At 45.4% G+C, this 23,423-nt stretch carries 19 protein-coding genes; 12 read left to right on the top strand and 7 right to left on the bottom strand.

What is annotated here, in order from left to right; genetic code table 11:
- Positions 1-6: 6 nt before the first annotated feature.
- Both MHB46_RS05005 and MHB46_RS05000 read left to right on the top strand, forming a co-directional pair.
- A complete protein-coding gene (locus MHB46_RS05005) occupies positions 7-717 on the top strand; it encodes a CBS domain-containing protein (protein WP_165175733.1) in 711 nt (236 codons plus the stop codon).
- A 23-nt stretch (positions 718-740) separates the two neighbouring features.
- Positions 741-1,361: a TraX family protein gene (locus MHB46_RS05000; RefSeq protein ID WP_341161745.1), complete on the top strand. Its 621-nt coding sequence runs from the start codon at positions 741-743 to the stop codon at positions 1,359-1,361.
- Positions 1,362-1,452: 91 nt separating this feature from the next.
- Here the strand turns inward: MHB46_RS05000 and MHB46_RS04995 are convergent, their stop codons facing one another.
- The 3 genes from MHB46_RS04995 to MHB46_RS04985 form a co-directional block, all read right to left on the bottom strand.
- Positions 1,453-2,451 (bottom strand): polysaccharide deacetylase family protein, encoded by a 999-nt coding sequence (locus tag MHB46_RS04995; RefSeq protein WP_103047942.1) that lies wholly within the window; start codon positions 2,449-2,451, stop codon positions 1,453-1,455.
- A gap of 119 nt (positions 2,452-2,570) precedes the next feature.
- Positions 2,571-6,266, bottom strand: a complete 3,696-nt coding sequence (locus MHB46_RS04990; protein WP_341161744.1) for a non-ribosomal peptide synthetase family protein — start codon at positions 6,264-6,266, stop codon at positions 2,571-2,573.
- 139 nt (positions 6,267-6,405) lie between these two features.
- A complete protein-coding gene (locus tag MHB46_RS04985) occupies positions 6,406-8,175 on the bottom strand; it encodes a methyl-accepting chemotaxis protein (RefSeq protein ID WP_061831317.1) in 1,770 nt (589 codons plus the stop codon).
- A gap of 467 nt (positions 8,176-8,642) precedes the next feature.
- On the opposite strand from MHB46_RS04985, the gene MHB46_RS04980 reads away from it, so the two are divergent.
- The 10 genes from MHB46_RS04980 to MHB46_RS04935 all read left to right on the top strand — a co-directional run bounded on the left by MHB46_RS04980 (position 8,643) and on the right by MHB46_RS04935 (position 17,033).
- Positions 8,643-9,113 (top strand): GNAT family N-acetyltransferase, encoded by a 471-nt coding sequence (locus MHB46_RS04980; RefSeq protein WP_165175727.1) that lies wholly within the window; start codon positions 8,643-8,645, stop codon positions 9,111-9,113.
- 60 nt (positions 9,114-9,173) lie between these two features.
- Positions 9,174-9,842 (top strand): ribose-5-phosphate isomerase RpiA, encoded by a 669-nt coding sequence (rpiA, locus tag MHB46_RS04975; RefSeq protein ID WP_165175725.1) that lies wholly within the window; start codon positions 9,174-9,176, stop codon positions 9,840-9,842.
- On the top strand, positions 9,842-10,291 hold the full coding sequence (locus MHB46_RS04970) for a VanZ family protein (RefSeq protein WP_254325861.1): 450 nt from the start codon (positions 9,842-9,844) through the stop codon (positions 10,289-10,291). Before rpiA ends, MHB46_RS04970 begins: the two co-directional genes overlap by 1 nt.
- A gap of 199 nt (positions 10,292-10,490) precedes the next feature.
- On the top strand, positions 10,491-10,952 hold the full coding sequence (locus MHB46_RS04965) for a MarR family winged helix-turn-helix transcriptional regulator (protein ID WP_013309820.1): 462 nt from the start codon (positions 10,491-10,493) through the stop codon (positions 10,950-10,952).
- A 193-nt stretch (positions 10,953-11,145) separates the two neighbouring features.
- Positions 11,146-12,210 carry a cobalamin B12-binding domain-containing protein gene (locus tag MHB46_RS04960; RefSeq protein ID WP_341161743.1) on the top strand — a complete coding sequence of 355 codons (1,065 nt, stop codon included), beginning with the start codon at positions 11,146-11,148 and terminating at the stop codon, positions 12,208-12,210.
- A 49-nt stretch (positions 12,211-12,259) separates the two neighbouring features.
- Positions 12,260-13,975: an ATP-binding protein gene (locus MHB46_RS04955; protein ID WP_341161742.1), complete on the top strand. Its 1,716-nt coding sequence runs from the start codon at positions 12,260-12,262 to the stop codon at positions 13,973-13,975.
- Between the two features lie 54 nt (positions 13,976-14,029).
- Positions 14,030-15,283 carry an MDR family MFS transporter gene (locus tag MHB46_RS04950; RefSeq protein ID WP_013309823.1) on the top strand — a complete coding sequence of 418 codons (1,254 nt, stop codon included), beginning with the start codon at positions 14,030-14,032 and terminating at the stop codon, positions 15,281-15,283.
- Between the two features lie 19 nt (positions 15,284-15,302).
- The gene (locus tag MHB46_RS04945; protein WP_341161741.1) at positions 15,303-15,857 is read left to right on the top strand and encodes a nucleotidyltransferase family protein; all 555 of its coding nucleotides are present in this window, start codon (positions 15,303-15,305) and stop codon (positions 15,855-15,857) included.
- Positions 15,858-15,900: 43 nt separating this feature from the next.
- The gene (locus tag MHB46_RS04940; RefSeq protein ID WP_069291686.1) at positions 15,901-16,323 is read left to right on the top strand and encodes a GNAT family N-acetyltransferase; all 423 of its coding nucleotides are present in this window, start codon (positions 15,901-15,903) and stop codon (positions 16,321-16,323) included.
- 71 nt (positions 16,324-16,394) lie between these two features.
- Positions 16,395-17,033 (top strand): GDSL-type esterase/lipase family protein, encoded by a 639-nt coding sequence (locus MHB46_RS04935; protein ID WP_341161740.1) that lies wholly within the window; start codon positions 16,395-16,397, stop codon positions 17,031-17,033.
- 103 nt (positions 17,034-17,136) lie between these two features.
- Here the strand turns inward: MHB46_RS04935 and MHB46_RS04930 are convergent, their stop codons facing one another.
- The 4 genes from MHB46_RS04930 to MHB46_RS04915 form a co-directional block, all read right to left on the bottom strand.
- Complete coding sequence (locus MHB46_RS04930; RefSeq protein WP_341161739.1) at positions 17,137-18,018, bottom strand: TetR/AcrR family transcriptional regulator; 882 nt, start codon at positions 18,016-18,018, stop codon at positions 17,137-17,139.
- Positions 18,015-21,095 (bottom strand): efflux RND transporter permease subunit, encoded by a 3,081-nt coding sequence (locus MHB46_RS04925; protein WP_341161738.1) that lies wholly within the window; start codon positions 21,093-21,095, stop codon positions 18,015-18,017. Before MHB46_RS04925 ends, MHB46_RS04930 begins: the two co-directional genes overlap by 4 nt.
- Complete coding sequence (locus tag MHB46_RS04920; RefSeq protein ID WP_445667582.1) at positions 21,092-22,504, bottom strand: efflux RND transporter periplasmic adaptor subunit; 1,413 nt, start codon at positions 22,502-22,504, stop codon at positions 21,092-21,094. Before MHB46_RS04920 ends, MHB46_RS04925 begins: the two co-directional genes overlap by 4 nt.
- A gap of 226 nt (positions 22,505-22,730) precedes the next feature.
- Positions 22,731-23,408: a tetratricopeptide repeat protein gene (locus MHB46_RS04915; RefSeq protein WP_341161736.1), complete on the bottom strand. Its 678-nt coding sequence runs from the start codon at positions 23,406-23,408 to the stop codon at positions 22,731-22,733.
- Between the last annotated feature and the right edge of the window lie 15 nt (positions 23,409-23,423).

Genomic DNA, 23,423 nt, shown 5'->3' with positions numbered 1-23,423 from the left:
CGGAAGATGCTGAAATTTATCGATCTATGCTCGTCTATAATGTATACTACCCCACTCCATAAGGAGGTAATCATTATTCAACTGTCTGAAAGACAGCGGGAAATTGTTGATATTGTCCGGCGTCTGGCACCTGTTACGGGGGATAAAATTGCTGAAACACTGGGACTGACGCGTCCGACTCTCCGTTCTGACCTTGCTCTGCTCGTTATGCTCGGGCTGGTGGATGCCAAGCCGAAGGTAGGCTACCTGCCAGGACGTTACCCCAAATATGATAGTCATATCGGCAACATGCTCAAAAAGCTGACTGTGGCAGATATACTTAGCGATCCGATTTTGATTTCCGGTGACACGACCGCCTATGATGCGGTGCTGATGCTGTTTCAGCAAAATACAGGCGCGCTGATGGTCACAGGGGAGGAGCAGGAGTTCATTGGGATTGTTACCCGCAAGGATTTGCTGAAGGTCATGCTGGGGCATACCGATCTTCACACCGTCCCGGTGACCATGGCAATGACGCGCCGGGCCCAAATGACGACGCTTGCTCCAGAAGACACTTTACTGGAAGCGATATCGAGACTGATTCGGCATCAGGTCAATTGTCTTCCAGTTTTGGACGAGCAATGTAGCTCCTCAACTTCAATTCGGGGGTTGGTAGGACGGGTTACGAAAACGGATATCATGAACGCCATTCTGAGCTTGACAGAAGAAAAAACGTAAAACATTGAATAAGGGGGCCTTGTATGTACTGGTTGGCCATGCTGACGATGCTGATTGACCATGTCGGGCTTGTGTTTTTTCCGACGGATCCGGCTTGGAGAATTGCCGGCAGGCTTGCTTTTCCAATCTACGCGTACGCGCTGTATTTGGGATATACTCATACCCGAGACATACGGAGCTATATGCTCCGTCTACTCGGACTGGCTCTGATTTCTCAAGTTCCCTATATGCTAGCGTTTGATGTGCTTAGACCGAATGTAATCTGGACGCTATTGGCCTCATTGCTCGCGCTGGCTGCTGCATCCCGCTTGAAGCATTGGACAGCTGTAACGGTTCTGTACGTCCTTTCAGCTCTGGTTATGGAGCTCAGCCAGATGGATTACGGAGCCTATGGACTGCTGTTGGTTCTCATTTATCGATACACCCGTTCATATATGATGATTGCAGCCCATTTTATTTTGAACGTAGTGTATGATATGGTGCATCACGCGAATCTCCAACACTTTAGTCTGCTGTCCAGCATTCTGATCGCATGTTTTGCAACTGGAGAAAGCGGATTTTATAATAGGGTACCGCGCTGGTTGTGGCGCAGCTTTTACCCGGTACATCTGGCTGTTATCGCTGCAATTCGTATCTGGCCCTAATCTAACATCTTATACAGCAAAAGAACCTTTAAAACCAGGACATAAATGGTTTTAAAGGTTCTTTTGTTTTCTTTATTAAGCTAGCCAATGTTTAGGATACCTTGTTGGGACCTTGGGCAAAAGGAAGTGGACGAAGGGGAGCACCTTCCTTCATGTATTGCACCAATACTTCTGGAATATTGTGTATTCCACCTGCATTGACGCGATAGCCGTTCGTTTGCCCTGGCGAGTTAATCCCCCGCTTCACCGTGAACGTAACGTCAATTCCCAAGGAACGGCAAATTTCCAGCGTCTCCTTGGTATACCCACCATAAGGGAAGGCAAGTACATTCTGATCATTGTGTAGATGCTTGAACAGCTTCTTGTCAGCCATCCCCAAGTCGGTATAAATCCGCTGTTTGAACTCATTCTCGGTTTCCATTCGCCCCAGCTTTTTCGAATACACCGGACCCATCAGAAGTGGCTTTTGTTGGGTGCGCGCTGTGTTGGAGTATCCGTAAGCATGCTGGTCATTGGTATGGTTGTAAAAATCAATACCCTCGGCATGCATCTGATGAATTTGATCCCATGTCAGCTTAGGAATTCCAATATGTTTGGGATTGCTGATCGTGGACGTGATGAGAAAATTGGTTGCCGGTACCTGGTACTTTTTCAACACAGGAAAAGTGTCCGTATAAAAGGACTCATAGCCGTCGTCGAATGTCATAAGTACTGCATTATCAGGAACCTTGGCTTTATGTAAAATAAAGTCCGTATACTCTTTCATCGTGATCCAGTGGAAGCCGTTAGCTTTCATTTCGTCCAACTGCCTCGTTAAATTACTAAGCTTGAGAGCGCCGGGATCAGGTGGAGTCTTGGTCACCTCATGATACATCAGGACAATTACTTTGTTTTGGTAATATACTTTATCTGGTGTAGGCGTCAGTGAGAATAAATGGCGTACCAGTCGATCTGCATGAGCTGTACGTGTACGATGAGTCCCTTTAACTGTAGGGGTGTGGTATATGCTACGTGCTTCATACACCAAAATCCCTAAAATAGCCAACAAACTTATGATTAGCAACGTTCTTTTAAAAAAAGTGTGTTTCATTGAATGACATCCCCCGCATGCAAAAAAATTCTGAAAGTATAGAGGTTTATACTAAATATGAAACTAGCAAAATCTAGTCTATCATACCGAAAACATGCGGGGGAAATATCACAACTTTGTTACCTCTGTGTTGCTTTTACAGATACCGAGGGAGAGGTCGGGAAGTAACCGATCTCGACGGCATGCTGGATCATGTTCCGAATAAAGTTAAGGTCGGTTGCCGGGCATTGAACGCCAGCTTGTTCCAGCAGAGCTGCGGTTACAGAGCATCCGTAACGGTAAGCTGAATCCTTGGCTCCGTCACCTTCCAGTTGTCCCATAGCAAGGTGAAGGGCATCCTCCTGAATGCCGGAAGACGGATTCAGCAGCCAAGCGCTGTAATCGTCAAAAGGCAGAGTTTCTACTGCGTAACCGAGTTGGTTTACCATAGCGATCAGTTCATCATATGGCAGTGGGTTCGGATTGCAGATATGGAAAATGCGGTTTGCGCTTTTTTGATGAACGGACAGCTCTACGATAGCACGGCTGGCGTAATCAATCGGTGTGAAGTCCGTATGCCAATCGGCTTGTGGCGCTTTGCCCAGCAGCAGCATCGCCTTCATCATACGATAATAAGCATTGCTGTCGATATTTCGCTGGAAGCGTCCGTTGGCCGAATGGGCTGTCAAATTGCCTGCGCGATAGATCGAGACAGGCGTACCCGCTTGAGCTGCTTGGAACAACAGCTTCTCCGCCGCGAGTTTACTGTTCGTGTACAGGTTGTCCACGTTCAGTTCTTCTGGGAAGGCAGAAAGCTCCAATGCCGACTCCCATTTTCCTTCGTTAGCAAGATCCTCCGGAATTCCCATAGTGGAGACATGATGGAAGGATACTCCCGGCTTGGCTTGAGCGATTTTCAGCAGTTCCAGTGTTCCGGTCACATTCGTGCGATCGAAGGCTGCCGAATCACCAAAATGGCGAACGTCAGCGGCGCTGTGAATGATGCCGTCGATTTGGTGCTCCAGCATATGGCGGTCGACGGAAGAGAGACCCAGATCAGCTTGCTCCAGATCCCCATAGACAGCTTTTACCCGTCCTTCAATCAAGCTGGAGATATCTTGTCCAAAATATCCCGTCAATACGGACTGAATACGCTCGATACCGGATGGACCGTCCTGAGAAGGGCGTACCATCGCGTATACTTTGGCTTCTGTCCGTTGAAGTAGGTCATACAGAATGTGCGAGCCCAGATAGCCTGTAGCACCGGTTAACAAAATCACACGCAAGCCGCGGACTTCAGCTAAGTCAGAAGCACCAGACAACTCAATAGGATGCTCATTCAAGTCCATTTTTTCTTGAGAAATCGTGAGTGGCTTGCGTTGCGGCGTTTGTTCCGTACCTAATTGTTCCACATATTCAGCAAGCTCACGAACGGTTTTGTAGCGGAAAAAATCTCCGATGCGCAGCGCGCCATAACGCGGCTTTAGAATAGCCAGCACATGAATGACACGAAGCGAATCGCCCCCGATCAGGAAGAAATCATCGGTAGCGCCAATGTTATTTTTACCAAGCACTTGAGTCCATGCTTCGGCAATGAGTGTTTCGGTTCCTTCTCGGAGAGGTTCTCCGCCAAATGAAAGATCAGACGCTTCGGGAAGTGGTCGCAGGGCCAGCTTTTTGCGATCGATCTTGCCAGTTGGTGAAATTGGCATGGCTTCCAGATGAACGACATGGCTTGGTACAAAATAAGAAGGCAGCTTGCCCCCAATATAAGACTGAATAACGTCTTGTGGAATGGATTGTCCATCCGAAGTGGTAAAATAGCCAACTAACATGTTCTGATCTGTGTGATCTTTGACGGCTACTACAGCGACGTCCTGAACACCTGGATGTTTGGAAAAATGGTCTTCAATTTCTCCAATTTCAATCCGATTCCCCCGAATTTTGAGCTGTGAATCCTTGCGACTTACGTATTCAATCGTACCGTCTGGCAGCAGCTTGGCGATATCACCCGAGCGGTACATTTTTTCACCCGGAACAAAAGGGTTGTCCACAAACGATTGAGCTGTACGTTCTGGCTGATGGAGATAGCCATGGGCCAACGCAGGCGTAGCAATACATACTTCACCCGGAATATTGACAGGGCAAAGCTTGTTATCATCGTTAACGATATACACTTTATAATTGTAAATCGGCTTGCCGATCGGAATATTGACGACATGCTCAGGCACGGCACCACGAACCCGGTGGGTCGTTGTCGCCACGGTGCATTCGGTCGGTCCGTATACGTTTACGATGTCGGTATCTGTACCGAATTTACTTTGGAACGCTCGAACTTGTGAGCCGTACAGCGCTTCGCCTGCCACGGTAACGATCCGTACCTTAGCGAGTTTGCGATAGCCTTCGTCTGACAAGTACGTAGATAGCTGATTAAAGAATACGGTCGGCAAAATGGTAATAATCGTCGTGCCTGTACGTGCAATGGCTTCAGCGAATTCTTCAACAGATACACGTTCTTCGGAAGACAGCAAGTACAATTTTGCACCGTAAAACAAGGCTCCAATTGTATCCCAAACGGATGCATCGAAGCTGTAGGTTGCAAATTGGGTCAATACATCCTGAGGTGTAATGTCGCAATCGCGTTGCACGACAGCTCCTAGGTTAACGACACCGCGGTGAGCGATCAGGGCCCCTTTCGGTTTGCCTGTAGAGCCGGATGTATAGATGACATAAGCTAGATCATCTGGACTTACATTAACGTTTGGATTGCTTGCAGCATAGCCTGCCAGTGGTCCGTTAATTGCTAAAATTTCTTTTACCGTCTCAATGGAACCGCACAGTTCAGTCGCTTGCTCCATGAGTGCGGAAGTTGTTAAGACAAAAGGAGAACGCGTGTCTTCGACAATGTAGCTGCTCCGGTCGGCGGGGTGGGCGGGATCAACAGGCACATACACGCCCCCGGCTTTCAGGATACCCAGAAGGGAAATAACGGTCTCCAAGCTTCGTTCCATGAAGATAGTCACGAATTCACCTTTGGTAAGACCTTTAGATAACAAGACACGTGCGACTTGGTTAGCACGTTCGTTCAACTCACGGTACGTGTACTCTCCAGTGTGGGAAGCAATAGCCGGACGATCAGGGTATTGTGAAGCAGCCTCCTCAAACATTCCATGAATAGTTTGATGCTCAGGATATTTCACGACTGTATTATTTAAAGCTTCGTGAGCAGCTCGATCTGCATCTGATAATATATCAATGGAGTTCACAAGTGCATGGCTGTTGGTTAGCGCGCCGCGCAAAAGGGTTTCAAAGTATTCTGCGTATCGGACAACCGTTGTTTCCAGCAAGAGTGATTGATCATATCGGATCTGTATTTGATAAGTGCCATTGTGTTCACTAACAGCCCAGTCCATAATACGGGATTCTACTCCGCTGTCCGTAGGCAGATTTGCCGAAAATGAAGTATCGGCTTGTGGTTCCGCTAGGTATGCATTAGGCTCACGGAGCATCTCCTGAAATAAGTCTGCTAGTTCATGAAAAGTCGTTTCCTTTTCGACTGTCAGCGAAGCTGTAAGCAGACCGGTTTGTGGCACAAATGTAGAAAAAGAAACTTCTTCTTCTGCGGATAGGCGATATACCCATGCAGTATATGCTGATAAAAGCAACGCTTGTTTGTCATCCGCAGTTTGTTGCTGATTTAATTGTTCCGAGATGGACGCTTCTAACTCTACTTGATAAGTAGAGGATGTATGCTTGCGTTGTATACGTGCACAATCCAAGGGAACTAGGAATGGGGATGGGGTTGTCTGTGTGCTGTTTTGTAGTAATGAAGCCATTACGCTAACCTCCTGAATGTATGATGTCTTAATATAAATGGTAAACTCAGTAAATGCCTCCGATCCCTTCAAATGCATGAACAGGAGGGAGGCATTACCGAATGATTTACTTATAAATTTTGGAGCCGATAAATGGTTATTATGATTTGGTACGGTTGGTGTCTGCAATTTTGAAATAAGATGTAATTTCTTGAAGCTCTTCAGACATGGACGTCAATTTATGGGATGAATCAATGATCGAATCCAAAGAAGCTTTTTGCTCCTCCACCGTTTGCACAATGTGAACACTGTTATTGGCTGTTTTGGTTACAGTGGAAGAAAGATCGTCTGCTGTCGCGGTCATTTCCTGTGTACCCGCAGATATTTGCTCAGTAGCGCTGGAAACTTCTTGGATTTGCCATGCTACATTTTTAGTTGCTTGAAGAATATCATTGAACAGCACGCCTGCTTGTCCGGCAACGACGATTCCGTTTTGAACTTCAACGTTTCCTTGCTCCATCGACTTCACAGCTTGTCCGATTTCACTTTGAATTTCTTCGATCAGGGACGTGATTTGTTTGGTTGCATCCGCAGATTGTTCTGCCAGCTTACGTACTTCACTGGCAACAACGGCAAAGCCTTTACCTTCTTCACCAACGCGCGCAGCTTCAATAGAAGCGTTCAAAGCGAGCAGGTTGGTTTGACTGGAGATGCCTGAAATGGTACTGATGATATTGCCAATTTCCTGCGAACGACTGTCCAGCAACTTGATGATACGGGAAGTATTGGTGACTGTATCGGTAATCAAGTGCATTTGGGATGATACCTTGCTTACAATCTCGTTGCCTTCGTTAGAACGTTTCTCTACCGAATTGGCTTCTTCCGCAACATTGGAAGAACTCGTGGCAATATTTTGAATTACCGAAGCCATTTCAGCCATGGCACGTGCACTATCGCCTGTTGCTTTTTCCTGCGAACGGATATTCTCCGTGATTTCACTGATGTTTTGATTGATGATGTTGGAGTTGATTCCGTTTTGTTCGCAGATTGCGAGTAGTTCCTTGGCAGATTCATTGACTTCATCAGTTGTCTGCTTCACTTTGGTCATAATGCTGTTAATATGACTTACCATATCGTTGAAATTCTGATTTACGAGCCCCAAATCATCATGACCTGCATGAATTTGAACATCCAGATTTCCTCTGCTTACTTCACTGATACCGTACATCAGTTGCTTAATCGGTGACAGCGTGCGCTTCACAACCCAATATTGAAGCGCCAGGCAGATCAGTAGGAAAATCACTAAAATGGTAGCGCCGCTAATGAGCAGCTTGGTTAAGCCGGCAGGTACGGCGCCAGCATCTGCATCGACTGCAAAATATGCAAAGATTTTGCCACTTGAATCTTTAATCGGAGTCATCAAAGTCGTCCATGTACCAAAAGAATCATCGTAGAAGCTAGTAAATGTTGGTTTGCCACTGTCCAGCATACCGGTTACGCCGACTGCCACGACATTGGGTTGCTCGTACATAGAGCCAACGAGCAGCTTATCTTTTTCAAATGCTTCTCTGAGATCCGTTGGCATCGCCACAATAGAAGTTAGATTGCCGTTTTCGAGCTCCGTCCCGAATATATAGGCATGAGAGATATTCGGATTGGTCGCCATGATGTTATCTAGGTACGTGCGGAGTTTGGTTTGAACGGGTCCATCATAATTTTTCTCTTGAACCGCTTGGGTTACTTCATCGGAATTAATGCCCTGGGCCCACTTCAATGTGATTTTTTCCACTTGCCCATGCAATTGGTCTATCAAAATCGTACGTTGGATCAAATAACTGGACACAATAAGGACTAGTCCAATCAATACGATGTTGAAGAAGGATAATAATAAGTTTTTGGTGAAGAATGATAAGCTACTCCACTTTTTCAAAATGTTCCACTCCCTGGTTGTATTTTTGTATATGGTGTTGAACCGCTTATCGAATGAGATAATCAAGTCCCCCTTACAAACATAATAATAGAGATAATAGACCCTTGAATTTTATGTAATAGGTCTTAAGTCCTTTTATAGACAAGTATGATATCCCTATATATATGTCGTACGAAAAGCCCTTGAAATGAATACCTTACACAATAAAAAATTAATTTTTAATAGGTAAACGCTGTCTGTGTTTCAGTATATTCCAATTTATACTTCAACTTGAAATTCGAATTCATTACAGTCCATAAGCAACTATTCAACAGAAACCATCATACTTTATAATAGAGTCAAATGCACTTATCAATTTGGGACATTTTTCATATTTAACGTTGGAAATGCTTGATTTATCGCGGTTTTTGTGAATTGTTTGCGAAATGAGTCCTTATATCCATGCAAAGAGAAGAGGGATAAGAAGAATGTCCAAGCTTACGATTTTAAAGGTTGAGAGTCATCACGAGGATCTGCATGAGTTGATTCAAAGGCTGGATGAGGACTTGCTGGAAAGGTATCCTGCCGACGAAATTTACTTGGTTGATTTTTCCAATCCAAAAGTTAAAGAAATGATTTTCGCTGTTGTGTATGTGGACGAAAAACCGGTGGCTTGTGGAGGGCTTAGGCCTATAGATGCGGAAGAAATGGAGCTCAAAAGATTTTATGTCGATTCCTCTTATCGCAGACAAGGAATTGCGGTGAGCCTATTATCTTTTTTGGAAGAGGAAGCCAGCAAACGGGGAGTTGTAAGGATTAAACTGGAGACCGGAGCAGCTCAACCTGAAGCGATTGCTCTCTATACCAAGCGGGGATACGAACCTATTGAACGGTTTGGGGAGTATGAACACGATGAAAACAGCCTTTGTTATGGTAAAAAGCTGTCTCTGTTATTATAAAGCGTTCTCTTATAAAATGGATGATGATCAATACTAGCCTATATAGCGGGAGAGATGATAATGAATTTGAAGCAAAAAGCAGCCGAAAAAGCAGTTGAGGCGATTGAGGACGGCATGAAGGTAGGACTTGGTACAGGCTCGACAGCCTTTTGGGCTATTCAAAAAATTGGTGAGCGTGTAGCGCAAGGATTACATATACAGGCTGTAGCTACATCCCAAGCTTCGGAGGATCAGGCCAGGGAGCTGGGAATTCCCATCATTCCGTTTGATCAGATTGGAAGGCTTGACGTTACCATCGACGGTGCAGACGAGGTGAACGAGCAGCTGGTGCTGGTGAAAGGTGGAGGCGGAGCCCTGCTGAGAGAGAAAATTGTGGAAAGCAATAGCGACCGATTAATTATTATTGTCGATGAGTCCAAGGATGTGAAGGTACTGGGTGCATTTCCTTTACCCGTTGAGGTCGTACCCTTTGCCAGTGAATGGACGTTGGAGGCTTTACGGCAGACAGGCTGTAGGGCGGAGTGGCGTATGAAAGACGGCGAGCGCTTCCTTACGGATAACGGTAATTATATTGCCGATTGTCGCTATGGTACGATTGAGAATCCGCAGGAGTTGGAAATCCGCTTGAATCAAATTCCGGGTGTAGTCGATAACGGACTGTTCATTAATATGGCGGACCAGGTTATTATCGCACGGGCCAACGGACAGATCGACGTTCGTAACAAGTAATGTTTAGGACCCGCCTGCTTCATCATGTGGCGTTGATGTTATTGATTTTATATACAGGACTTCTATTATATTGGATGTTTCTCGGTTTTGGTCGTACATTACGGCCAGGACCCCCGTATTCGTATAATATTGTTCCGTTTGATACGATCAGGCAATACTGGCGGGCAATGGAGTCGTTTCCTTTTCGGGTATGGGGTGTTAATTTGCTCGGCAATATTGGCGTATTCATTCCCTTCGGTATTCTTGTGCCTATCATTTGGGTGTCCATGCGAAGTATAGGCAGTCTGTTGTTAACGATAGTGATCGCACTGGTCATTCTTGAGGTGTCCCAAATGCTGCTGGGCGCAGGTACAATGGATGTAGATGACATCATATTGAACGTTCTGGGAGTATTATGCGGCCGTGTTGCCTACGTATTTTTACGTAAGAAGTTAGGGGTTACAACATAATCGTCCTGCTCTCTGGATCAGTGCATTAAGACTGACTGAGAGCGGGCTTTTTTTACATAATGAACTGTAACCTTCACATAATAGACGGTAATTCCTCCATTTATAGGCCGTATGAGCAGGGGAAGGAACGCTTAAACTTGACAAAAGCGCACAATTAAGATATCTTGGAATAAAGATATGAGTAACGGAGGCTGTTAATATGTCTGTAAAACCAGATGATCAGGACTTAGCGCTTAATTTGTTCGTGGTTCTGGCTCGTGCTTATAATTCGGTCACGTCCCGTACGAATCGGGACATTCATAGTCATGGATTAAATACAACAGAATTTGGAGTGCTTGATCTGCTGTATTATCGGGGACCACAGCCTTTACAGAAAATTGGAGAAAAGGTACTAATCTCTAGTGGGAATATTACGTACGTGGTAGATAAACTTCAGAAAAAAAACTTGCTTACCCGTCGTGCATCACAAGATGATCGGCGTGTGATTTATGCAGAATTGACTGATGATGGACGTCATTTCTTTGAGCAAATATTCCCGCAGCATCATCGTGTCATTATGGAGACCGTAGATGGCTTATCTGTGGAAGAGAAAGAGCAGGCTATTCATCTGTTAAAAAAGCTTGGACTAACGGCTGAGGGGCAGAAGAGTAACGGATCATAAATTGTGCGTATGCAGGTTAAAACTGCTTTTAGATAAAATACCGACTTCTCGGTATTTTATTTTTTTGTCGTATTTTGGGGAGTAGGGTTAATGTAGAGACGCAAATCAGGTATAATTGTCTAATAGTCACGTCTGGAACAAATCCCCAGTATCTGTTTCGAATACAAATACCTTGTCGGGGAAGGAGCTGTACATGAGTATACAGCAATATACCGCAGGTGAATCGCTATTGATGCAAGCAGGAGCTTTGGCTGAATTAGTTACCCATAAGCAATACGAATTACAGCCCGATCTTTTGCAGCGTTTTGGGGATAACGGTAAAATAAAGACAAAACAGGATTCTATATATAGTTTGAACTATTTAGCTGAAAGTGTAATCATGAACAGCCCTATTTTATTTACACAGTATGTTTCTTGGTTAAAAAAGCTTCTGGAGGGTTTCGGCATAACCCAAGAAGATTTGAGCATCAATTTCCGATTAATCCAGGAGACGTTGGTAGAGCATTTCGATCATACAGATAAAGCTATGATGCTGGAGCATCTGGATTTGGGGATACAGCAAATAGGGAAGAAAGAGGAGTATGCCTCTTTTATTACAGATGATAATCCCTATGCTGCTGACGTGGCTCAATATTTGGAATATTTACTCTCAGGTAATCGCAGACAGGCTTTGGATTGGATCGTCCGTTTGCTGAATGAGGGTATCTCTATTCAACATACGTATAAATATATTTTTCGAATTTCGCAATATGAAATAGGTCGTCTATGGTATGAAGGCAAAATCACCGTCGGTCAAGAGCATTTTTGCACTGCTGTGACTCAATTTATTATTTCCAGCCTGTACCCCCAATGGATGGGGAATGGAAATAAGGAACGCTGCCTCGTGGCGGCGTGTGTAGGCAGCGAGCAGCATGAAATTGGTCTGCGTATGCTGGCTGATATATTTGAAATGGATGGTTGGGATACGTATTATTTAGGTGCCAATGTACCTAACCGTAGTCTGCTTCAGGCCATTGTGAGTTACAAGGCGGATGTGGTGGCTATCTCAGCTACCATGGCTTACCATGTCCATCTAGTGAAAGAGTTGATTGCTCTCATTCGGCAAGACCCAACGACTAGCCATGTGAAAATTATGGTTGGGGGCTTGCCTTTTAATCTCGATACCCACTTGTGGCAGGAAGTAGGGGCGGACGGATATGCACCAGGTGCGGAGGAAGCGATGGAGGTTGCAGGGGACTTACTTTCGCTCAGGAGATAAGGTTAGTTTTGTGAACCTGTTAGTCATTTTGTAAAGGGGGCCTTTTAATATGAAGGAACCGACAGCAGAAATGGCTGTCCTGCGGAAAACGGTCGAACAATTAACGGATGAGATTGTGAAAAGCAAGGCTGAGGAAGAAAAGTTGCTGAATGAATTTTCATCAATGAACAACGAGCTGGTCAATCTGCAGCGTCAGCTTGCCAAAAGCAATGCGGAATTAACACGGACGAAGGAAGAAGCGGTACGGGCTAATGACCTCAAGAGCACTTTTCTGGCTGTGGTTAGTCATGAATTCAGAACGCCAATGAATGGAATACTTGGAATGATTGAAATGTTAGGTTCATCCAAACTTTCCCCAGATCAACGGCAGGCCATCGGTGTCATACGTGAGTCAGCTTCTCTGTTGTTGAACATGATTAATAATCTGCTCGATATATCTAAAGTGGAAGCAGGACAGATGGAACTGGAGATCGGAAACGTCAGAGTTCAGGCGATTATGAGCCACGTTGCTCAGTTGTTGGAGCCACAAATCTATCAGATGGGTAACCGTTTGCGTATAGAGACCGATTCCGGTGTGGCAGAGCATCTGGAGGGAGATTCGGCAAGGATCATGCAGATCTTGCTCAATCTGTTGAACAATGCGAATAAATTTACCAGTGAAGGATTGCTCATCATTCGAACAAAATTAGTGGAGGAAACAAAAGATTCCCAACGTGTTCGGTTTGAGGTGCAGGATTCAGGTATTGGGATTTCACCGGAGGATCAGAATAAGCTGTTTCAGCCTTATGTACAGGCCGGTGAAGGCAGCGCCTCCCAATATGGAGGAACGGGTCTGGGGCTATGGATATGCAGTTCATTTGTGGAACTCATGCAGGGAGAAATTGGGGTCGTCAGTAAAGAAGGCCAAGGCTCTACGTTCTGGTTTGAAATTCCCCTCATGAAAGGATCGGAGCAGGCAGACGAAATGGAGAAGCATGAAAATGGTGATTTGAAGGCATTTAGCGAGTTGCTGCGTGAGCATAGTCATTCTCAAACTATTTTGGTGGCTGAGGATAATCGGGTGAATCGGCAGGTGGTGCAATTACAGCTTAACCACTTGGGATTCCAGCATATTGATTTTGCTGAGGATGGACAAGCTGCTGTAAGAGCGGCCTCCGAACGATCCTACGCTTGTATTCTAATGGATCATCATATGCCTCTGCTGAATGGTCATGATGCGGCGAAAGCGATCCGACAGTGGGAAGCAGAAAACCAGCAACCCCCTGTACCGATCATTTCTTTGACCGGAAATGTGTCCGAGGAGGATCAGGCACGGAGCCAGGAGGTTGGAGTGAACGATTACTTGATGAAGCCAGTAACGATTGAAAAGCTCTCTGAAAAGCTTGTCAAATGGCTTCCAAAGGCGGAAACCGAGCCGATTTTGGATGAGGAAGTTATACGTGAAATTATGCTGCTGGACGAGGACGGCAGCACGGGACTACTGGAGTCATTGGTCGAAATGTATACAAGTGATACACCTGCCAAAATCAATAAGTTAAATGAACTGGCTGCTGCGGGCGAAGCCACAAAAGTAGTAGAGGCTGCTCATGAGTTGAAATCAGGCAGCGTGAGTCTGGGTGTCGGACGTTTGTCCTCGTTGCTGTCCGATATTGAACAGCTTGCACGGGAGAACCGACTCGAGAATGCGAAAGCGAAGTTGTCTGCGCTCCAATCTGTCTATCAAGCAACGTGTTCAGAACTGGAACGTTATATTCACCAGTGCTAGACAGGTTTCTCCCTTATTAGACTTGCATACGGAAGGAGGACGTAAGAGACATATATGAAAGAACAGTTACGTTCCATTCACCCGCTGGCCTGGACGATTATTGTCGGTACAATTTTTGGACGGATGGCGACATCCATGAGTATCCCATTTTTGTCTATTTACCTTACCACCCGTCTAGGGGTGTCCCCCTTTCATACAGGGGTGATCGTATCGGTCAGCTCGTTGGTCGGCATTTTTGCCAGCTTTTACGGTGGATATATTTCAGATCGAATCGGACGGCGTAAGGTGATGCTGGTGTCCATTGCGAGCTGGGCGCTTGTATTCGTTGCTTTTGCGTTGGCGGAAGCGGCCTGGGCCTTTTTTGTCATTAATGCTCTGAATGGACTGTGCAGATCCTTGTTCGAGCCAACCTCACGGGCACTGTTATCAGATGTAACCCCGAAGGAGAAAAGACTGCTTATCTACAATATGAGATATGCAGCCATTAATGTTGGGGTGGTGGCAGGACCGTTGCTTGGTTTAATGTTAGGATCTGCATCCACGGGTACGCCGTTTATGGTAGCTGCTGGTGTGTACGCATTATACGGGGTACTGTTGTTGATCCAATTTGCCCGGTATGCATCGGATCTGCATATAGGTACAACGGCGGGAGAGGCTCCACTGCGAATGGGCGAGGCATTCCGTACAGCCAGCCGTGATCCGGTGTTTATGCCAATTTTGCTGGGAACGGTATTTTGTGTGATGGGCTATGCGCATTCCAATTCCACAATGCCTCAATTCTTGTCCTTATCCTTCGCAGAAGGAACCCGATGGTTTACATACATGCTGACGGTCAACGCGGTTTGTGTATTGGCATTTCAATATCCGCTGGTGCGACTGGCAAGCCGATTTTCCCCGGTAAATTCCTTGATTGCAGGGAATATATGTATTGCGGTCAGCCTGTTGCTGTGCGGTATGCTAAATTCAGGCTGGATGTTTATACTGGATATGGTGCTGTTTACGGTTGGTGAAGTGTTATTGTTCACGATGCTGGACGTATTGATTGACCAAATTGCAGATGCTCAATATAAAGGGACCTACTTCGGTACAATCGGCTTTAATAATTTGGGAAGCGTGCTGGCTCCTTTATTTGGTGGCTGGTTGCTGGATATCTATGGTCAAACGGCGCCGCTTGCTGTTTTTGTTCCGGTTGCCCTGTCGGTTGTGATTGGTATTCCATTCCTTCTGGTCGCACGCCGCCGTCTGGTGCAGCGTACAGCACGGATCGCGGCTCAAGGAGGAGAATCGGTGCAGCAACTGTCATCATAAAAAGGGAGTTGAGTGCAGGATGAAATCGGAAGAAAATGTGCTACGAATCATACAATATATGAATGATCCGCAGGTACTGCAAGACTTGCGCTATGTGCGAGAGCTGAAGTTGCCGCAAGGATGTATTTGCGCAGGCTATGTACGTAACCGGGTTTGGGACAAGCTCCATGGCTATACAACTGCTACACCTTTAAACGATATTGATGTTATTTATTTTGACCCGAAAAATACGCTAGAGGAACGAGATGAGTATCTAGAATTGTCCTTGAACCGTAAGCAGGCCGGACGTAACTGGTCTGTCAAAAATCAGGCTCGGATGCATATTCGCAACGGGGAGGCTCCGTATTCCTCGGTAGAGGATGCGATGAGCCGCTGGCCAGAGACGGCAACGGCTGTAGCGGTTAGATTGAATGACAAGGATCAAATAGAGGTCATTTGTCCGCATGGATTGGAAGATTTACTGGATATGCGGGTACGGCAAAGCCCTTTGTTTCGTCACACAACGGCTTTTCGTCAGCGTGTATTTGAGAAGCAATGGCTTGATAACTGGCCGTTGCTTATTATGGAGAATTAGAGTGTAATCCTAATTTCAGGATATTAAGGAGAGACGACAAACAATGTTTAAAAATATAAAAACAGATTCAGATCGTGAGGAGGTTCTGGAGCTGTTAACCTACGCTGTACTGGATCACCCTGAACGCGGAGAAGCAGCTTTACGTACCTATCAAGCCTCGGATGACTGGAAGCTGTTCGGTGTAGAAGATGAAGGACTTATTGTAGGTATTGTCGGCTTTGAGGAGCAGGAGGATGGGACAACCGTAATTCGTCATCTGGCCGTGTTGCCTGAAAACCGTCATAGAGGATATGCCAGAGGTATGCTGCTTACGCTCATTCAGGAGCGTAATCCGAAACGGCTTACTGTGGACACGGATGCGGAGGGGGCAGATTTCTTCCGCAACGTGGGCTTTGCCGTCTATGGATCAGAGGATTTGCCAGAGGGTGGGCAATTCCATTGTGTATATGAAATAGACGAAGAATAAGCGAATCTCCGGGTCCCGCGTTCCTCTTTCTACATAAGATATGTTATGTAGAAAGAGGGAGGTGGGTTTCATTGGCGTACCACTACACAGCGATTGGAGATTCTTTAACAACAGGTGCAGGGACGTTGCTGAGTGGCGGATTTGTACCTATCTATCGGCGAATGGCAGAAAGACATCTCCGTACGCCAGTCAGTTACGAGAATCTGGGAATCAATGGGCTGACATCGCAGGAGTTGCTGTCAATGGTCCGCAACAATCCGCTTTTTCGGTCGGCGCTCAGCCGGGCTGAACTTATAACCGTAACGATCGGCGGAAATGATCTGCGCCCATACATCAGCGCCCTTGCTGGAGGTTCCGGCTTGTCGGGTTCTTCCATTCCGCAAGCGTTGAATCACACAAAAGAACATGTGCGCCAAATTGTACATGTCCTGTATCAGATAAAGTCCGGTCAGCGTGAGCCATTTATCATCCGAATGGTGGGATTATATAATCCTTTTCCAGGGGTGAAGGAGGCGGGAGTATATGTGCGCCAGTATAACTCGTTTCTCTATACATTGGGCGGACCGAATTACCGGGTGGCTAACATTTATCCCGCATTTGAGGGCTGTGAACGGGTACTGCTTTCGTTAGACCGGGTGCATCCGAACAGTCGTGGTTATCGCGTGATTGCAGAAGAGCTGAATCGGCTTGGTTATGCGCCGTTACGGTGAGCGTGAGAGGATGCTTTGGATCGGACAAAGTATATTAAAGAAAGAGGTTCATGATGGCAGTAGATCTGACTATCATGAACCTCTTTTTATGCATTTCGGCGTGCTAAATCTCCAATACAGCCTTCAGCTTGGTACAGTCTTCCAGCAACTCGGGCAGCTGTCCCAAAAATAGAAGGAGGGCTTTCACGTGAGCTATTTCCACGTTTTCTTCCGAGAGCTCACGCTGTAATCTGCTTAGGATTTGCACATATTCATTCCGTGTAGCTTCATTTAATTTAGTTTGTTTCAGAACCGTATCTATACGTTGCAGTGCATAGGAGATTTGTTTTCCTTTGGTCCAGATTTGATCAGAATCTTCATAGAATACGGAATCGCGGCGCCACATGATTTGATGTTGAACATCAGGGCTCAACATTCCTTGTGCCAGTATATCCGTAATGCTGACAATAAATTCAGCCAGTGTTTGATGCTCCGTCGAGGACAGTTCTGAATCGCTCATTCGGAAGGAATTAATAATGATACTTTTGATGACAAAATTGATATCGTGCGCATAGTCACGTATAGATTGTCCATAAGCATCAATTAAGAAATCAACCATCACGTTAGACAAATAATGTTCAACACGATCAATGGCTTGTGCGATTTTTTCTTCCTTAGAACCGATTAAAGGGACGGAGTATACCAGCAAATGAACTTTATTCTTATAAATCCGGCCCAGCGCAATCAAATACAGTTGTCTCAACTTTTCACGGGAAGGTAGCTGGTGCTTCAAATAAAGTTCTTTAATATCTGCATCAAGAAGTTTTTCAATCAGGACGATTGTCCCCAGCAGCAACTCTTCTTTACTTTGAAAGTATTTATAAAAGGAAGCCTTGACCATCCCGCTTTTGCGGGCAATTTCATCCACCGAGGTGGCATCGTACCCTTTTTCAGAAAACAGGGAAAGGGCGGCATAGATAATATCTTCACTCGTTATTTTTTTCATTGTACCCCCAATTTTTTGCTCTGTCTCTTTAATTTCCAGCGGGCAATAACCATATACAGGGACGGAACCACAAACATCGTAAGAATGGTCGAGTACATCAATCCAAACATAATGGTATACGCCAGCGGTCTAAACATAAGCTCTCCAATAAGCGCAATCGGAATCAGACCGACAATGGCTGTCAGTGAAGTAAGCAATATGGGACGGAAACGCGCTTTGGTCGCTGCAATAACCGCCTCCTTCAGTTCGATCCCTTCACGTCTTGCATCCTCAATAAACTCAATCAGCACAATGCCGTTACGTACGACAATACCTGCCAAGGTCATTAAGCCCAACACGCCCATAAAACTAACCGGCGTATTTAGAATGAACAAGCCAAGAAATCCGCCTGCTGCTGCCATATACACGGTAGTCAATATGATGAGTGGAGTCGAGAAAGAATAAAATTGCAAAAAGATCAGCATGAAGATTAATAGTATGACGACAACATATAACCATCCTATTTCTGATAAAATGTCATCTTGTCCTGAAATCTCGCCCCCAATTTCCCAAGTGTAGCCTGGAGGAAATTTAATATCCTGCAATTTAAGCTTGACATCCTTCATGACTTCGGAAGCTGTACGCCCGTGAACTTCAGCTTCAACAGTAATCGAACGTTTTAAATTATAATGGTTTATTTTTTGTGTTGCAAAGGATGGTTTCAACTCAGCCAATTGAGATAAAGGGATTTGAATACCATTGGCATTGGTCACATTCAATTGCTGAAACAAAATTTCAGGATTTTGATCGGTTTGGCTTAGCTTCAGCTTAATATTGATCAAATCTTTCCCCGTATCAAATCGGCTAAAGCTCACGCCATTACCCATTAACAAGAGTGTACGTGTCAGATCATTATTGCTTACCTGATATTGATCCATCGCTTGTTTGTTGATTTGGAAATCCAACGTATATCCTTCATTTTCCATATTATCTTGTATGTCCTGTGTTCCTCTGGTAGCCATAATGCCTTCTTTTAACTGCTGTGACAACGAACGCAACTGATCTACATCATTGCCTAAAATCCGAATGGAGATCGGCTTACCGAGAGGCACCCCCACTTTAGCTATTTTCAAGGAAATGGATTGACCCGGATAACGATCCTTTAAGATGGAGGGCCATTTGTCTGCCATTTCATCGGGATCAAATGCACCTTCTTCCCCAATAATAGCAATTTGACCCACGGTTGTGCCTGTTTTGGCGTCAGCGGTCATATCTTGAAACAACCGGGGAGCGTCGCCGCCAGCCGCATAACTGATCGTTTCCACATGAGGTTGCTGCTTCACCCATTTGGCAATATCCTCGGTGACCCGCTTGGTTTCTTCTATAGAAGTACCTGTAGGCATACGCACATTAATGCTTAATTCCGGATCGTTGGTTCTGGGGAACAGGTCGATCGGAATCAGAGCAAGTATGCCGTACAGCGTGGTACTGATCAATAATCCTAATGCAGCATATAATCCAGGTTGCTTAATGACTCTCGGAATCAGCTTGCTGGTATATACGTTACGAAGAGCATCAATTTGTTTTCCCAGCAGTCCCGACGGCTTCATGGTGGAGTTGGGCGTTTTTTGATTTCGTTGTCCATACCATTCTCTAAAGATTGGGATGACGGTAAAGGACATGAGCATGGAAGCCAATAACGTAAAGATAACAGCAAACGGTAATGGTTTGATAAGGGAGCCTGCATCGCCTGATAAAAAGAACAGCGGGGCAAAGGAGGCTACAGTTGCCAGGGTTGCGGTCAAAATGGAAATGGAAACTTCTTTCGTTCCATTTAATGCTGCTATCTTGGGACTCTCGCCCAAGGTCATCATTCTGCGTTCAATATTATCATTAACCACCACAGCATCATCGACTAGAATCCCCATTACAATAATTAAGCCAATGACCGTAACCTGATTCAATGTTATTCCGAGCATAGGGAGAATAATGAGACCTATGGCGATTGAAATAGGAATAGCCAGTGCCACAAAAGAGGATGTAATCAGATTCAAGCCCAATGTACATACGATCACAACCGCCGCAATGGCAAACAGCAATTCACGGGTCAAGCCATGAAAAATATGATCAATCCGCTCGGTCTGTGAAAATAACGTATTCAGTTGAAACGTATTAGGCAGATCTGGTTTTAACAACTGCATTTCTTTATTTACTTTGCTATAAATCGTGTCTACGTCAGAGCCGGTATTACCGTTAATCGTCAGCGTAATAGCTGGTTTACCGTTAAAAAAGGCCATATAGCTGCTGGTGTTATGTGTAAGCAATACGGTGCCCACATCACTGAGATACACAGGAGCGCCGCTGTCCGTTCTGGAAATAATGACTTTACTCAAATCCTGAGCATCCTTGGACTGCTTTACATTCAAGCGATAGGTACGTTCATTGTAATCCAGATTGCCTATCGGATATTGCTCATTTTCCTTCTGCACTGCACTCATGAGCTGTTCCCAACTGATATGGTACTGTTGGAGCTTTTGAGCATCAATCTGAATCTGAACCTCTTGATCCGGTAATCCCTTGATTGTTACTTCCGATACACCGGGAATGGTTTTTAATTGATCCTTCCATGATATCACCATATCATTTAGTTGATACAATTGCTCCACAGAGTCCCCCGTGATGGCGTAGGAATGGATAAATACTTTATTCAAATCATCGTTAACGACAGGCTTTTGAGCATCTGTGGGCAGAAAAAATTGGGCATCGTTCATTTTTTTGCGTAATGTATCCCAGACTTCTGCGGCATTGGCGTTGCCTTCTGTCTCAATGATAATCGTCGAAAGTCCATTTTCGGATGTAGAAGAAATCTTTTTAATATGATTGATTTCTTTCATTTTTTGTTCCAGAGGCTTCGTGACCGTTTGTTCTACCTTTTGGGGTGTAGCTCCAGGGTAGAGGGTCGTGACCACAGCGGTTTTCTTGATAATATCCGGCGTTTCCTGCCGGGGAAGTTGAGAGACACTATATAGCCCGGCAACAATCGCCATGATAAAAATAAAGAGGGTCAGTTTTTTCTTTTTGATAAAATATGCAATCATTTGCTCGTTCCCTCCATGATCTGAACGAGCAGCCCATCGTAGATCAGGTTTACTCCGGTGGTAACGATACGATCCCCGACATTCAGTCCCTTGGTAATTTCGAGCTTATTGTTGGACATCTGACCGACATTCACGACCGTCTTGACCGCTTTGTTGTTCACCACTTTATAGACAAAAGTATCTGTACCGTTATTAATGACAGCTTTGGCTGGGAGCAAAATTTGCTCACTCTGAGTCAGTTGGCGGCCTGCCTTTATGACTTGTCCCGGGGCCCAATCATGCTGGGGGTTAGGAACAATCACTTCTACGTTGATACTGCCCGTATTGGTGTTGGTGGCCGGATAAATTTTGCTGACCGTTCCTTCTCTGTTCTCATCGTACAGTTGAAGTTGGACTGTCTGACCTTGCTTCCAGTTCGTGATTTCATGATCGGGAACAGGGAGCAGCACCTTGAGCTTGTCGATTTGTCCGATACGATATATCGGCTGTCCAGTGCTTGCCAATTGTCCCACCGTTGCCTTTTTCTCCAGAATAACGCCGGAAATGGGGGCTTTTAAAGCTGTCTTGGAGAGGGAAAGTTCGGCTTGCTTTTTGGCAATGACCGCCTGTTGATATGCCGCAGTTGAGTTATCTCGGGAGGCTTCTGCCTGTTCCTTCGCAGCGATAGCAGCTTCTTTCCCGGCTTGGGCTTGCTGTAGGCTGGATTCTGCCGATTGCCGATCTTCCAATGTTGCTCCCTCCTGGATTAAGGAGAGGGCTTCTTGTGTATCCTCCAGGTCCTTGGTGGCATTGGTCAAAGCGAGCTGCGCATTTTCATAATCGTTTTTGGTTGCAGCTCCCTGATCATATAAAAGCTTGGTGCGTTCAGCGGTAGCCTGTGCTTTAGTCAAAGCGGACTGTGCTCTTTGCACTTTGGTACGGACCTGTGCCCTTTCCTGCTCACGGGCACCCTTGTTCACTTTGTTAACTCCAGCTTGAGCTGCTGCCTTTTGCGCGTCGGCGGATTGAATGGAGGCATCTGCACTTGAAATGGCAGCTGTAGCATTTTTGATACCTGCCTGTGCTTCAAGAATAGCTGTACTAGCCTGCTCCAGTTGTAGCTGGTAGCTGGATGAATCAAGCATCGTCAAGATCTGCCCCTGGGATACGGAGTCTCCCACATTGACTACTGTGTCGCGAATCAGTCCGGATAACTCAAAAGATACGGAGGTATCCTCATAGGGCTGTAGTGTGCCTGAAAGGTCAAAAGAAGCAGACAGCGGTTCTTTTTTAACAACCATCGCTTCCACCTTTTGCTTTTGTTGTTCTGCTGCTTCATTATTACTCGATCCTGTAGATGAGCAAGCTGAGGTGAACAGAAGAATGAATATAGCAGATATGTAGAGACTGGGTTTTAACAAGATGATCATCCTTTCTGTTTTTTTGTACTTTAAAGTTTATGTATAAACTCATAAGTTCATAAACGGATTATATGACCTGATTTGTGGCATGTCAACGACTGATTACAAAAAAATGCCTCAAATTCAGGATGCGAAAGGGAGCCGATTCAGGTCCGTGGAAGTACATGGTAGACAAACGTAAATACGACCTTTCTCAAAAGAAGAGAAAGGTCGTTAAGAAAATAAATATAGCTGTTTAGCCGATTAATTTACGGAATAAGCTACGTACAGCCCACTTGCGCTCACTTCGTTTACGGTATTTGGGCAGAGAGCGATAGACGGCAATGGACTGGTTAAAGGCTACAATGGCCTCATCCTTGCGTCCCAGCATACGGTACATCAAGCCTGTCAGATAATAGCCCTCACTGGAAGAAGACTGAATCTCCTGAAACTGCTGCAGATAATGAAGCGACTTATTGACGTCACGTTCCTTGAAAGCAGCGGCTAAATGCAAATAAGGCTCACCGTATTGCACCCGCGGGTTAATATCCAGTGCTTTCAATAAATGCTGTTCTCCAACCTCCAGATGGTTTGTGTGTACTTCAGCCGTTCCCCGTGCGTTCCAATAGTCTGCTGATTCTTCATAACGGGATTGAATTTCCAATAACAGCTCCAAAGCCTGAGGATATTTCTTGCTTTCGATCCAGATACGAGCCAAATCGAACTTGGCAGCCACATCGTTGGCGTTTAGCGTAATCTGTTGGCGCAATCGAGCGGCATTGCATCTTCTTTTCCATGGTCTGCTGATGCTGGGCAATACACCGACAAAGCTGCGATCCAATATATAGATCACGATTAGGAGTACGAGCATTGCCAAAAACGGGTTGCCGAGCAAACTCCATAGTAGAGAGAAAATTAAAAATTTCCCAATCATTTTGCTCCAATCCTC

It is taken from the genome of Paenibacillus sp. FSL H7-0703 (genome assembly GCF_038003485.1).
GTDB lineage: Bacteria > Bacillota > Bacilli > Paenibacillales > Paenibacillaceae > Paenibacillus > Paenibacillus polymyxa_B.
Note: the sequence above shows the minus strand (reverse complement) of the source record. Positions and strands in the feature narration are given on the sequence as shown.